Genomic DNA, 12,783 nt, shown 5'->3' with positions numbered 1-12,783 from the left:
GCGCGGGAATTGAGCGTTTAATTTATTTGTCTTATATAACAGGTGATTATGGTCCGTGTTAATTGTTTATCAATGATGTTGCAAAATAATAACAAAGAGGGAACTTGCGATGAAAAAAATGGGAATGAGAATGCTTATATATTCAGCCTGCAGCTTAACAGGCTGAATTTGGCATTATTTATTGCGGGTTATTAATATCCACTTCGCTTATTTTGGCACTCTTCTGTTTCATGGTGAGTGTCGAACCCGCCGAAGCGGCAATAATGGCCAGCAGCGCGATCCACTGCTTCAGCGTCAGTAATTCCCCGAGGAACAACATCCCGGAAAGCGCTGCCATCGCGGGTTCCAGGCTCATCAGCGTGCCAAAAATGCGAGCGGGCAGACGGGTCAGGGCCATCATCTCCAGTGAATAAGGAATGGCACTGGAGAGCAGGGCGATAATCAGCGCCAGGGGCAGAATTTCCCAGTGCCAGATGCCGGGTGCCGCAAAGGTTAATCCAAGAGGAACAAAGATCACCGAGGCAATTAACGATCCCATGGCAACGGTTGCTGGGCCATGCTCCGCACCGGCGCGTTGCCCCGCCAGGATATAGACCGCCCAACAGGCACCGGCTCCCACGGCTAACAGCGCACCCAGCGGATCGATATGGCTGATGCCATCACCAATCGGCAGCAGAAACCACAAACCGGTGACCGCCAGAAGCACCCAAAGGAAATCGAGCGGACGTCGCGCACCGGCCAATGCCAGGGTTAAAGGGCCCAGAAACTCCAGGCCAACGGCAACGCCCAGCGGCACGGTGCGAATGGATAAATAGAAGAGATAGTTCATACAACCCAGCGCCAGACCGTACATCAAGAGCGGTTTGCGCTGTGCAGAGGTAAATCGTAAACGCCACGGCTTAAAGATGACACACAAAATCAGGGTGCCCAATCCGAGGCGCAGTGCGGTGATGCCCGGCGCCCCCACGCTGGGGAACAGCGATTTTGCCAGTGAAGCACCGCCCTGGAGCGAGAGCATAGCAATCAGTAGCACGGCAATCGGGAACAAAACCGGGACCATTTTGGTGTTCGTCAGAGGCGTAGACATCCTGTAATTCAATCCTGTAGTGATTAACAACACAGCAACAAAACGTCAGTGTAAAGGAATCTTCAGGAAATAAGGAGGCGTGTAAGAGGGAAAATAAATGCGGTGACAGCCTGGAAAATAACCGTTTTTCGGGCCATTTAAGTAAAGAAATGTCAGGTTAGTTTAGGAATATCCTTAAACGCATTATTTGTTGTCCGAAATATTGTTGCAGAAAGATGATGCTTTTTATAAGTAAAATGAATGACATAGGAAACTTCATTAACTTTCTGTTACACCAAACAATCTCTTAGACAACAAATAGCGGGCAGAGTTTCTTGCTAATTTTTGTTATATTTTCAGCGTTGTCAGGAGAGAAGTATATTCACATTTGAGGTGGTTTATGAAAAAAATTGCATGTCTTTCAGCACTGGCTTGTGTACTGGCAGTTTCAGCAGGTTCAGCCATGGCGCAGAGCACCGTTTCTGCTGGTTACGCGCAGAGCGATTATCAGGGCGTTGCTAACAAAGCAAACGGCTTCAACCTGAAATACCGTTACGAAGATGGTACTAACCCACTGGGTTGGATCGGTTCTTTCACCTACACCGAGAAAGACCGCACTGACGCTGGCGTTTACAACAAAGGCCAGTACTACGGCATCACCGGTGGTCCTGCTTACCGTCTGAACGACTGGGCAAGCATCTACGGCGTGGTCGGTATCGGTTACGGTAAATACCAGGCGAATGACGCTGCTGCACAGTCTAAATCTGACACCAGCGATTACGGTTTCTCCTACGGCGCAGGCATGCAGTTCAACCCAATCCAGAACGTTGCTGTTGACGTGGGTTACGAGCAGAGCCGTATCCGTAGCGTAGACGTAGGCACCTGGATTGCTGGCGTAGGCTACAGCTTCTAAGTTTTTGCTTAGACCAGAGTTCCACAAGAAACGGCCCTTTACGGGCCGTTTTTTTATGCTTACTTTTGCGGGGCGGGAGGAAGCGTGGCGCGGATCTTCTTCACCTGATCGGCCGTTACCGGTGCCGCTTTGTTACCCCATCCATTGCGAATAAAGTTAGCGACATCAGCGACCTGCTGATCATCCAGGCGCCAGGCGAAATCTGGCATGGTGAAACCGGTCGGCGTCTGTTGCGTAATCGCACGCTGGCCGCCTTTCAGAATCACACTGATTACTGATGACGGGTCTTCACTCAACAAGGCCGGATTGTGTGCCAGCGCCGGGAAGGTACTGGCATAGCCTTTACCGTCCGTACGATGGCAGGCAGCGCAGTTATCCACGTACACCTGCGCGCCTGGCTGGCTGACATCCCCTTTGAACAGCGATTGCGACGTCGCATCGCTGGCCTGTGGTGCAGCGGTGTTATCCGCAGCCGGTAAAGACTTCAGATAAACGGCAATCGCATTCAGATCTTCATCACTGAGATATTGGGTACTGTGCGCGATCACATCCGTCATCGAACCAAAGGCAGCGCCTTGCTTATTCGCGCCGGTTTTCAGGAAGGTGGCGATATCTTGCTCAGACCAACTGCCCAAACCCGCTGCCGGGCTGGCGGTCAGATCTGGCGCATGCCAGCCTTCCAGTGTGCCGCCGGTCAGATAGCCTTTGCTGTTCTGATCCATGGCTTTCTCCTGGAAGCCGATGCCACGAGGCGTATGGCATGAGCCACAGTGACCAAGCCCCTGCACCAGATAAGCACCGCGCTGCCACTGTGCCGATTGGCCGGCTACAGGAGCGTAAGTGCTGTCATCGGCAAAGGTCCAGCGCCAAAACGCCAGCGGCCAACGCATGCTGAGCGGCCAGGGGATATCACTTTTGCGATTCTCCTGACTTACCGGTTTCACACCCTGCATAAAGTAGTCATACAACGCGTGCATATCGCTGTCGCTGATTTTGGCATACGACGGGAACGGCATGGCGGGGTAGAGCGAGCTGCCATCTTTCGCTACACCGCCACGTACCGCTTTGACGAAGTCGTCGTAGCTGTAGTCGCCAATGCCGTGCGTTTTATCTGGCGTGATGTTGGTGGAGTATATGGCACCAATCGGCGTGCTCATTTTGAGCCCACCGGCGAAAGGTTGCCCGCCTGCTGCGGTATGGCATGCGGCACAATCGCCCGCTTTGGCCAGATACTCGCCTTGCTTAACCGAGGCATTGGTCGCGGCCGATGCGGCGTGGCTGATCAGTGCGCCGCCGAGAGCGAAAAAGAGTGCGGAAAATTTCACTATAACGCTCCTTATCAGGCCTGAACCAGCGGACCAGGCTTAGCCAGATAGCGGTTGCGAATCGCATCCGCCGCGAATAATGCGGTGGCACAGACAATCCCGGTTGGGTTGTATGCCAGGTTTTGCGGGAAGCAGCATGCGCCCGTAACGAATACGTTCGGTACATCCCAGCTTTGCAGGAACTTATTCACCACGCTGGTACGCGGATCGTCGCCCATCACTGCACCACCGGTGGTGTGCGTTGATTGGTAAGGGCGGACATCGTAATGGCTGTTGAGCGTTTTGAAGCCCACTTCATAGTGCTTAGGATTCATCACCTTGACGATCTCCTCGGCCTTATCTTTGATGAAGTTGGTCATCTTCAGTTCATTCTGCTGCCAGTCAAAGGTCATACGCAGCAACGGTTGGCCGTAGATATCACGGTACGTAGGATCAAGGTCGAGGTAGCACTGCTTGTATGGCATCACCGAACCCGACGAGCCGACGTTCATGTTGTGCAGATAATTATCTTTGATGGCCTGTTTCCAGCCGGAACCCCAACGCGGCGCATCTTTAGGGATGCCCATCTGCTGGATGGGACGTCCACCGGAGAAGGCCGCAGAAATGGTGGCACCGCCAACAAAGCCGACTTTGCTGTGATCGAAGTTTTCCGCATTGAAATCATCGATAACGGTGGAGGTGGCACCCGTGGCGGCAAATGGATTGAACCAATTGTCGTTGTCATAGAACAGCTTGATACCGCCGGTCATCTGATAGGCATAGTTTCTGCCCACCACGCCGTCACCGGTTTGTGGATCGTATGGCTTACCGATTTTTGACAACAGCAGTAAGCGCACATTGTGCAACTGGAAGGCACTGAGGATCACCAGGTCAGCCGGTTGCTCGACTTCATTACCTTGCGCATCGATATAGGTGACGCCAGTGGCTTTTTTACCGCTGCTGTCGGTATTGACACGAATCACGTGCGCCTGAGTGCGCAACTCAAAGTTACTAAACGGCTTCAGAGCAGGGATAACACAGCTCTGCGGTGAGCCTTTGGAGTAGTTGAAACAGCCGAAGCGTTCGCAATAACCGCAGTAGTTACACACGCCAAGTTGCATGTTGTAAGGGTTGGTCCAGGGTTCGGTGGTGTTGGCTGCAGGGCACTCAAAGGGGTGATAGCCCAGTTGCTTTGCGGCTTTAGAGAATAATTCGCCGGCATACAGCGTTTTTAACGGTTTGGTGGGATAGCCATTTTTACGCGGAGATTCGAACGGGTTACCGCCTTCGACGGTTTCACCGTTGAGGTTACCGACCTGACCGGCCGCGCCGCAAATTTTCTCAAACTTATCGAAATAGGGCTCCATCTCGGCATAAGAGAAGGGGTAATCCTGCACCGTCATGTCTTTAGGAATGAAGTCAGCACCGTATTTTTCGATGACTGTGCTGCGCATTTTTAAATCAGCTTCCAGCGGACGCCACAGCTGACCGTTCCAGTGGGTACCGGCACCGCCCACACCATCACCGGGCAGGAAGGAACCGAAGCGACGATATGGCAGCGCGGTTTCCTGCGTAGTGTGACGAACCGTCACGGTCTCTTTCGAGGCGTTTTGGAACAGTTTTAAACGAATGCCATAAGTCAGTTCATCGGCAATACGCGGATAGGAGAAGTCGGGGTAGGTATCGCGATTTTCGCCGCGCTCCAGTGCCACAATATTCAAACCAGAACTGGCCAGTTCCATCGCCATGAGCGAACCGGTCCAGCCGAACCCGACGATGACCACATCGACGGGCGCTTTTTTTACTGCCGCCATTACACGCTCCTTTTACTGGAAATGCTGACTGGGCCAAGAGGGTAGGGTTTATTAGGCTGCTGTACGGTATCGACGAAATCCGCACGTGCACCGGGGAAACCGATCATTTTCCACGAGGCCAGCGTTTGGTTGCCGCCGTGAATCGGATCGGCGAGATAACCCTCTTTGGTGTTCTCCAGCAGTTGCTCGAAAAACAGCTTGCCGTGAATGGCATCGTTATGCAGTTTGTCGGCTTCCAGCGCACGCAAAACCTCTTCCTGTTGCGCCGTTTCCAGTTGATAAAAATCTTTTTGGTACTGCTGCTGACAGTGCTGGTCAGCTAAGGCGATGCCTAACCGATAGGTATCGCGTGGCACCAGATGGGATTGGTAACCCATTTCCGGAATCGAATCGGCGAACGGGCCTTGCATGTACCACAAGCGACCATAGCCGTAGGGCAATTCCATCTGCTTATCGATAAACACCTGTACACCTTCACTGACGGCGCCAGGACCGTTGGCATCGGCAGGGATCAGGCGATCCAGCGCGGCGAGCAGAAATTTCCACTCTTTATCGTTGAAGTAAGCGGGAACATAGTCGGATAACACGCCTTGCGGCTTGTCGGCAGCGGGGGAGGAGAGTGACACCACACCGGAACTGGCTGCGGCGGCGAGGGGAATGAGCGAGAGCGATTTTTGTAAAAATCGTCTCCTGCCCGATGGTTGCTCTTCAGGCTTTTTAAGTGACATTGCTAATCTTCCTTACGAAAAACCCACCCTGGGTTGATTTTGTTATAAGTATGTAATTTTTTGTTATGAGGAGATTAATCAGACGTCACAACAGGTTGCAAGCTAAAAGTTAGCAGCCTAATCGTTTAAGCGTTATTGAAGGTAAAGTTATGTCAGTGCCTGAAGCGATTCAGCCACAGTGAGCGCAGGGATCGGAAATTCGTTCAATAACAATAGAAAGAGTAGGACTAAAAAGGTAACAAAATGTGAGATCGTGCAAAGGATCCGTTGAGGAAACGGATCCTGAGAAGAAATTTATGGATGAATCAGCCGCGCCAGATGAGATTGGGGCAAGGGCGCTCGGTCAGCTGTTTGCCGGTCAGCTTTTCAATCAGCATCAGACGCAGGGCAAAAGGCGAGCGTTTAAACAGGCACAGCAGCGATTTCAGCTCAAAAGCCGGTTTGCTTTGCTCAACCTGGAAGCATTTGCCACAGTCGAGGCAGTTTTTCATGGTGGTCATGTTCACCTCCCGAATGAATAACGACGTAACAGTAAGCACAAACCTGCGATAAACAGCAGGAAAAGGAGTAGCAGCAAATAGGGTGCGTTCATCGTTGCCTCCTAAATAAGCTATTCGCTTACATTACGAACAAAGATAGCACTGGCTATACTCTTTAGCCAACACTATTTAGGAAAAATTTGTGCTTATTTGTGCCTGGTTTACAATGAGCGCAGCCAGGCCCGCACCGCAGGTAAAGTGCGGCAGATAATAAAGAGGAAGCTGAATGAGTCGTCGTGCAAAGAGCGCCACCAATACGCCCCAGGGGCCGCTTAAAGATATAGAGGAGCATGTCGAAGGATTTCGCCAGGTGCGCGAAGCGCATCGACGTGAACTTATTGATGACTACGTAGAGTTAATCTCTGATTTGATTCGTGAATTTGGTGAAGCCCGCCAGGTCGATATGGCCGCGCGCCTCGGCGTTTCACAGCCCACCGTGGCAAAAATGTTGAAGCGTTTAGGCACCACCGGTCTGGTGGAACAGGTTCCTTATCGCGGTGTGTTTCTGACGCCTGAAGGTGAAAAGCTGGCTGAAGCGAGCCGCGTACGTCACCATATTGTTGAAACTTTCCTGCTGGCGTTAGGTGTCAGCCCGGAAACTGCCCGCCGGGATTCTGAAGGCCTGGAACATCACGTCAGTGATGAAACCCTCGCCGTCTTCCAGAAGTTTTACGAGAGCCGCTAACTTACAAGGTCTTCCGCCATCATGCCCATCGTGCTGCGTTCCTTAATGCGTGATCGTATTTTGCATTTGCTGTTGCTGTTGGGTGTGATTTTATTGCCGCTGGCAGAGTATCGTTGGTCGCAATTGCCTGCCGCCGTTGACTGGCACACTATCATGACGCTCACCGGGCTATTGATGCTGACCAAAGGGTTGGAAAACAGCGGTTATTTTGATGTGCTCGGCGCGCGTCTGGTGCAGCGCTTTCAACATGAGCGTACACTGGCGCTGTTTATGGTCTGTGCCGCTGCGCTGCTTTCCACCTTTCTCACCAACGATGTGGCGCTGTTTATTCTGGTGCCGCTGACCCTGACGCTACGCAAATTCTCGCGTCTGCCGATTTCTCGTCTGATTATTTTTGAAGCGCTGGCGGTAAATGCCGGATCGCTGCTGACGCCGGTGGGTAATCCGCAAAACATTCTGTTATGGAGCCACGGCACGCTCAGCGTGCCGGGCTTTATCTTGCAAATGGCACCGTTAGTTGCCGTGTTGATGATCAGCCTGATGGCGCTCACCTGGTGGAGTTTTCCTAAACAAACCATCCAAAAGCACGCGCAAAGCGAAGCGCATCAATGGGAAAAACCATTATTTATCATCAGTGTGCTGCTGTATCTGATGTTTATTGTGGCTTTAGAGCTGAAAATGACCGGATGGGCGCTGTTGTTGGTGGCAGGCTGCTTCCTGATTATGGCGCGCAGCGTATTGATCAGTATTGACTGGAGCTTGTTGCTGGTATTTGTCGCGATGTTCATCGATGTGTTTTTACTGATGCATCTTCCCCTGCTACAACCGCATTTCGCCGCGATAAGCCTGTTGAGTGAAGGCGGTTTATACTTGCTGGCGATAGGTCTTTCACAGGTGATCAGTAATGTGCCAGCCACCATCCTGTTGCTGCAAAAAGTGCCGCCTTCAGAGGTGCTCGCCTGGGCCGTCAACATTGGTGGATTTGGCTTGCTGCCGGGTTCATTGGCTAACCTGATTGCGCTGCGTATGGCGCAAGACAGCAAAGTCTGGTGGCGCTTTCACCTGTTTTCTTTACCCATGCTGGCGTGGTCGATGCTGTGTGGCTGGTTCCTGTTGCGCTGGCTACACTAAGCCTGCCATTTTGTTCTGCCCGATGAGCTGACGCGCTGATTATTCAGCGCGTTATCGCACTTAGTGGCAGAAAATGCGTTGATTGTTGGCTTGTGTAAAGTTGTACTGGCATTTGTCAATTTTCGATCTAAGGTTAAGTTGACCGTTTTTGCCCGTGGATCGGGATCACAGCCAGCGATGATAACCTATGAGTGATAACCACAATCAGCCGCCCGCACGCGAGCAGCAGGATGCGCAGCACGCTTCAGACTCCAGTCAAGACAACAACGAACCACAACGTAAACGCCCCGGCAAAAAGCCACTGGTCATTCTCGCCATCGTGGTGGTGATCATGCTGTTGGTGGGCCTGTGGTTCTGGTTTACCACGCGCAACATTGAATCCACGGATGATGCCTTTACCGAAGGTGATGCCGTGACCATCGCACCGAAAGCGGCCGGTTATGTGGTGAAACTGCTGGTGAAAGATAACCAGCGGGTGAAGCAGGGCGATTTGCTGGTGGAGATCGACCCACGCGATACCAGTGCCCAACGCGATCAGGCTAAAGCCCAGCTTGGCCTGGCTCAGGCGCAACTGCATCAGGCGCAGGCACAGTTAGCGCTGTCACGCGTGCAGTATCCTGCGCAGCGCGATCAGGCGTTAGCCGATCAAGCCAAAGCGCAGGCCAATCTTTTAAATGCGCAGGCGGACTATCGTCGTCAGCGCGGCGTGGATCCGCGCGCGACGTCACAACGCAACATCGATACCGCAGCCGCGCAGCTGCGATCCGCTGAAGCACAACTGCAAAGCGCCAAAGCGCAGGTCGAAGTGGCTTCACAGGTGCAATTGCAGATTCGTCAGCAGGAAACCAACGTAGAAGCGCGTCAGCAGCAGGTTGAGCAGGCGCAGGCTCAGCTCAATACCGCCGAACTGAATCTCTCTTATACCCAAGTGCGCGCCCCCTACGATGGCTTTGTCACCAAGCGCAACGTGCAGGTCGGCACGCTGGTACAGGCTGGCACGGCACTGTTTTCACTGGTGTCGCCTGATATCTGGATCAATGCCAACTTCAAAGAGTCCCAACTGGCGCGGATGAATCCCGGCGACAAAGTAGATATCAGTATCGACGCCTGGCCAGATATGAAGCTGGAAGGGCACGTTGATAGCGTGCAGATGGGGTCCGGCTCGCGTTTCTCCACCTTCCCGGCTGAAAACGCCACCGGTAACTACGTGAAAATTGTGCAGCGCGTGCCGGTGAAAATCGTCATCGATAAAGGATTGGATCCGAATCATCCGTTGCCACTGGGCCTGTCGGTTGAGCCGAAGGTCACCGTCGAATGAGTGCGAGCGAAAGCTGGCGTCCGGCCAGCAATCCCTGGCTGGTCGCCATCACGGTGACGCTGGCGGTGTTTATGGAGATCCTCGACACCACCATCGTTAACGTGGCGCTACCGCACATTGCCGGCTCACTCTCTTCCAGTTACGACGAATCCACCTGGGTGCTGACTTCCTATCTGGTGGCTAACGGCATTGTGTTGCCCATTTCCGCCTTCTTTAGCCGCTTGTTTGGGCGTAAACAGTTCTTCCTGATCTGTATTGTCATGTTCACCATCTGCTCGTTCCTGTGCGGTATCGCCACTGAGCTATGGCAAATCATTCTGTTCCGCGTGTTGCAGGGTTTTTTCGGCGGCGGTTTGCAGCCGGTGCAGCAATCGGTGCTCCTCGATTACTTTAAAGCGGAAGATCGTGGCAAAGCTTTTGGCCTCTCCTCGATTGCGATTATCGTTGCGCCAGTGATCGGCCCAACACTCGGCGGCTGGATCACGGATAACTACAGCTGGCGCTGGGTGTTCTTCATTAACATCCCGGTCGGAATTTTAACGGTGCTGGCGATCTATCAACTGCTGGAAGATCCACCTTGGGAGCGTAAATGGGCGAAGGGCAAGCTGAAAATCGATTACATCGGTATCAGCTTGATCACCCTTGGACTCGGCTGTTTGCAGGTGTTCCTTGACCGTGGTGAAGATGAAGACTGGTTCGCCTCGCACTTTATTCGCCTGTTTTGCATGCTGGCGGTGATCGGCATTGTCGGCGCCGTCTACTGGCTGCTGTATGCGCGTAAACCCGTGGTAGATATCACGGTCATGAAAGATCGTAACTTCTGGGTGGCCGGTTTGCTGATGGCAGGCATGGCGATGATTCTGTACGGCAGTTCGGTGGTACTTCCACAACTGGCGCAGCAGGATCTGGGCTATACCGCGACCTGGTCGGGGCTGGTGCTCTCGCCCGGTGCGATATTGATCGTCCTGACCATTCCGCTGGTGCTGAAGCTGATGCCGATTGTGCAAACACGCTACATCATTGCTTTCGGTTTTACCTGCCTCGCCAGCGCCTTCTTCTATTCCACGACCTTGACGCCGAATGTTGATTTTACCACCCTGGTATTAATGCGCAGTGCGCAATCGATAGGGCTGGGTTTCCTGTTTGTGCCGCTGACGACCATTGCTTTTATTACGGTGCCGCAACGGCTCAATGCGGATGCATCGGCATTGTTTACCATGTTCCGTAATGTGGCGGGATCGATCGGTATTTCACTGGCAACGGCGGGGATCACTGAGCGTATGCAGGCGCGGTCGGCGAGTATGGTGCATAACATGACGCCGCTCAACGAGCCGTTCAATCTTACTTTGCAGCATTGGGCGCAGTCGATTCGCGACTTTACGTCTGCGGTGGGCGATCCCCTGACGCTGGCGACGGGTCAGCTGTACAAAGAGATGATTGCACAGGCGCGAATCCTGGCGTACATCGACGTATTTATGGGCCTGAGTATTGTGGCCTTGCTGTTGATTCCATTTTGTTGGTTGCTTTCGCCGATCAAGAGCGAAGGCAGTGCAGGAGCACACTAAGATGATCACCTCTCCGCGCTTGAGTTTGCTGGCGCTGTCTCTGCTTCTGGCGGGTTGCGCTGTGGGCCCTGATTATCAGCCACCCCATGCGCAGACGCCAGGCAGCTATCGCGATTTGCCGTCGCAGGAAGCCTCAAAACCGCAATCGGCGGCCACCAACCCACTGTGGTGGAAAAGCTTTAATGATCCACAACTGGATAGCCTGATTGAACGCGCCATTGCCGGTAACTTATCCCTGCAGCAGTCGGTGTTGCGCATTGCTGGCGCGCGTGAGCAACTGGCGCAGGCGCGCGGCGGGCTTTTTCCGTCACTCAATGGCTCGGCTAAAGTCACACGTCAGCAGTTGGGCCTAAAAGGCATACTGAAATCCAACGGGGTTTACGATCAGGTGGACAGTGACGTCGCCAATCAACTGAACGGCCTCGATCATTCTGTCACCCTTTATCAGGGCAGCTTTGACGCCAGCTGGGAGCTGGATCTGTGGGGCAAAGTGCGCCGTCAGATGGAAGCCGCAGATGCGCAGCAGCAGGCTGCCATCGAACAACGCAATGATGCGCTGGTGTCACTCGAAGCAGAAGTGGCACGTGCCTATCTGCAATTGCGCGGCGCGCAAGCGGTACTCAATACGCTGCAGCAGCAAATCGATGTGGCGCAGCAAACCTGGGAACTGACGCAAAGCCAGCAGCGTAACGGCATGGCGCCGCTCACCGATGTGGAAAATGCGCGCGCACAACTTGCCTCGCTGAACGCGCAATTGCCGGGCTATCAGTCGCAGGAACGTCAGGCCATGAATGGTTTAGCGGTATTGCTGGGCAAAACGCCGGGCGCACTGGATAACGAGCTGATGAGCAGTAAAGCGTTACCGGCGTTGCCGAAAATGGTGGCGGTGGGGATTCCATCCACGCTGGCGCGACGACGTCCGGATATTCGCCAGGCGGAAGCCAATCTGCATGCGCAGACTGCCAACATTGGCGTGTCGGTGGCGGATCTGTTCCCCAGCCTGTCACTGACGGGTCAACTCGGGGTTCGCAACACCGATGCCAGCTATCTGGATGACTGGAGCAGCCATTTCTACAGTATCGGGCCCTCGCTCTCCATTCCGATTTTTCAGGGCGGGCGTTTGGTCTCCAGCGTGAAACTGGCACGCGCGCAGCAGGCCAATGCAGCGCTGGAATATCGCCAGACGGTGCTGACTGCGTTGCAGGATGTCGAGAATGCCCTGGTCAGTTATCGCGCCGATCAGCAGCAGGTGACAGCTCTGGATGAAACCACTGGCGCATTGCAGAGAGCATTTGATCTCGCCAGTGATAGCTACAAGCAGGGGATTTCCAGCTTCCTGGATGTGTTGGACGCACAGCGTCAGTTAGCGCAGGCAGAAGCACAATCGACACAGGCACGAATGCAGAGTGCACTGGATTTAGTCGCGTTGTACAAAGCGCTGGGCGGCGGCTGGGAACCTTATCAAAACGTTAATCTGCCGGAATATTCTGTGTTTGGCCCTGCCACTACGGTGCCTTAGTCGTAAAAGGGGCAGTCTGCGGGTTGCCCCAGCATCAGGCATCACAATTCGCCCATTTTGAAACGAAAGTTTTCATTTTTGACTAAATGCAAATTCCCCTCTGATCACTCTTCACCGATTTACACGCAGTAAAGCCCCTTTTTGTGATCTGCTCCGCATGTAAATGCGGGGTTTATGATCTGTAGCGCAAAATTTAAATTT

11 protein-coding genes are annotated in these 12,783 nt (G+C 53.3%); 6 read left to right on the top strand and 5 right to left on the bottom strand.

What is annotated here, in order from left to right; all coding sequences use genetic code 11:
- Window positions 1-178 precede the first annotated feature (178 nt).
- Window positions 179-1,087 (bottom strand): threonine/homoserine exporter RhtA, encoded by a 909-nt coding sequence (rhtA, locus tag AC1MDE_RS09490; protein ID WP_058961949.1) that lies wholly within the window; start codon window positions 1,085-1,087, stop codon window positions 179-181.
- A gap of 379 nt (window positions 1,088-1,466) precedes the next feature.
- On the opposite strand from rhtA, the gene ompX reads away from it, so the two are divergent.
- Window positions 1,467-1,979: an outer membrane protein OmpX gene (gene ompX, locus AC1MDE_RS09485; protein WP_034820897.1), complete on the top strand. Its 513-nt coding sequence runs from the start codon at window positions 1,467-1,469 to the stop codon at window positions 1,977-1,979.
- Window positions 1,980-2,038: 59 nt separating this feature from the next.
- On the opposite strand, the gene AC1MDE_RS09480 is transcribed toward ompX, so the two are convergent.
- The 4 genes from AC1MDE_RS09480 to AC1MDE_RS09465 all read right to left on the bottom strand — a co-directional run bounded on the left by AC1MDE_RS09480 (window position 2,039) and on the right by AC1MDE_RS09465 (window position 6,325).
- Window positions 2,039-3,307 (bottom strand): c-type cytochrome, encoded by a 1,269-nt coding sequence (locus tag AC1MDE_RS09480; RefSeq protein WP_479401625.1) that lies wholly within the window; start codon window positions 3,305-3,307, stop codon window positions 2,039-2,041.
- An 11-nt stretch (window positions 3,308-3,318) separates the two neighbouring features.
- The gene (locus AC1MDE_RS09475) at window positions 3,319-5,097 is read right to left on the bottom strand and encodes a GMC family oxidoreductase (protein WP_480344505.1); all 1,779 of its coding nucleotides are present in this window, start codon (window positions 5,095-5,097) and stop codon (window positions 3,319-3,321) included.
- On the bottom strand, window positions 5,097-5,825 hold the full coding sequence (locus AC1MDE_RS09470; protein ID WP_058961952.1) for a gluconate 2-dehydrogenase subunit 3 family protein: 729 nt from the start codon (window positions 5,823-5,825) through the stop codon (window positions 5,097-5,099). The genes AC1MDE_RS09475 and AC1MDE_RS09470 overlap by 1 nt, the downstream gene beginning before the upstream one ends.
- 305 nt (window positions 5,826-6,130) lie before the next feature.
- The gene (locus tag AC1MDE_RS09465) at window positions 6,131-6,325 is read right to left on the bottom strand and encodes a hypothetical protein (RefSeq protein WP_045814029.1); all 195 of its coding nucleotides are present in this window, start codon (window positions 6,323-6,325) and stop codon (window positions 6,131-6,133) included.
- A 265-nt stretch (window positions 6,326-6,590) separates the two neighbouring features.
- Between AC1MDE_RS09465 and mntR the strand changes: the two genes are divergently transcribed.
- From mntR to AC1MDE_RS09440, 5 genes are all read left to right on the top strand, one after another.
- Window positions 6,591-7,049: a manganese-binding transcriptional regulator MntR gene (gene mntR, locus AC1MDE_RS09460; RefSeq protein ID WP_034820884.1), complete on the top strand. Its 459-nt coding sequence runs from the start codon at window positions 6,591-6,593 to the stop codon at window positions 7,047-7,049.
- Between the two features lie 21 nt (window positions 7,050-7,070).
- Window positions 7,071-8,180 carry an SLC13 family permease gene (locus AC1MDE_RS09455; RefSeq protein WP_479414679.1) on the top strand — a complete coding sequence of 370 codons (1,110 nt, stop codon included), beginning with the start codon at window positions 7,071-7,073 and terminating at the stop codon, window positions 8,178-8,180.
- A gap of 187 nt (window positions 8,181-8,367) precedes the next feature.
- The gene (locus AC1MDE_RS09450) at window positions 8,368-9,498 is read left to right on the top strand and encodes an HlyD family secretion protein (RefSeq protein WP_058961954.1); all 1,131 of its coding nucleotides are present in this window, start codon (window positions 8,368-8,370) and stop codon (window positions 9,496-9,498) included.
- Window positions 9,495-11,063, top strand: a complete 1,569-nt coding sequence (locus tag AC1MDE_RS09445) for a DHA2 family efflux MFS transporter permease subunit (RefSeq protein WP_034820876.1) — start codon at window positions 9,495-9,497, stop codon at window positions 11,061-11,063. The genes AC1MDE_RS09450 and AC1MDE_RS09445 overlap by 4 nt, the downstream gene beginning before the upstream one ends.
- Window position 11,064: 1 nt before the next feature.
- A complete protein-coding gene (locus tag AC1MDE_RS09440) occupies window positions 11,065-12,582 on the top strand; it encodes an efflux transporter outer membrane subunit (protein WP_058961955.1) in 1,518 nt (505 codons plus the stop codon).
- Window positions 12,583-12,783 lie beyond the last annotated feature (201 nt).

It is taken from the genome of Pantoea folii, from assembly GCF_056678875.1.
The sequence above is the reverse complement of the archived record's forward strand: the minus strand, read 5'-3'. Positions and strand labels throughout refer to the sequence as shown.